This is a genomic window from Thermococcus sp. EP1 (assembly GCF_001317345.1).
Taxonomy (GTDB): Archaea; Methanobacteriota_B; Thermococci; order Thermococcales; family Thermococcaceae; genus Thermococcus_A.
Genome location: NZ_JXCG01000039.1, coordinates 1 through 455, shown reverse-complemented (window position 1 = coordinate 455; position 455 = coordinate 1). Strand labels below are relative to the sequence as shown.

Annotated in this window: 1 pseudogene; it reads right to left on the bottom strand. The window is 44.0% G+C overall.

The window, feature by feature from the left end:
* A pseudogene (locus EP1X_RS09955) lies at nucleotides 1-455 on the bottom strand (2-oxoacid:acceptor oxidoreductase subunit alpha); the annotation flags it as partial.

The window sequence follows — 455 nt, the reverse complement described above, 5'->3', positions numbered from 1 at the left end:
CGTGAATATCTCCAAAAGGATACTTAGACTCTTCCTCATTAGCTGGAAGCTTTCTATAAACTATTTCTACCTCCTCTGGATCTGGAATTCTTATTTGCTCTCTCGTATGGCCAATTATTCCATCTGCAAGGAGAACAACAGGGATTCTAAACTTCTCACTCAAGTTAAATGCTCTTATTGTTTCCCAGAAACTGTCCTCCACACTTGTTGGGGAAATCGCAATTATTGGATGATCACCATGAGTTCCCCATCTTGCTTGGAAAAAGTCCCCCTGGGCCCCCTTAGTGGCTTGGCCTGTTGATGGGCCACTTCTTTGGACATCCACTAAAACCAAAGGAGTTTCAGTGAATACAGCATAGCCAAGATTTTCTTGCATTAAACTGAACCCAGGACCAGAAGTAGCAGTCATACTCTTAAATCCCGTCCAAGAGGCCCCTATAACCGCCGCTATACTC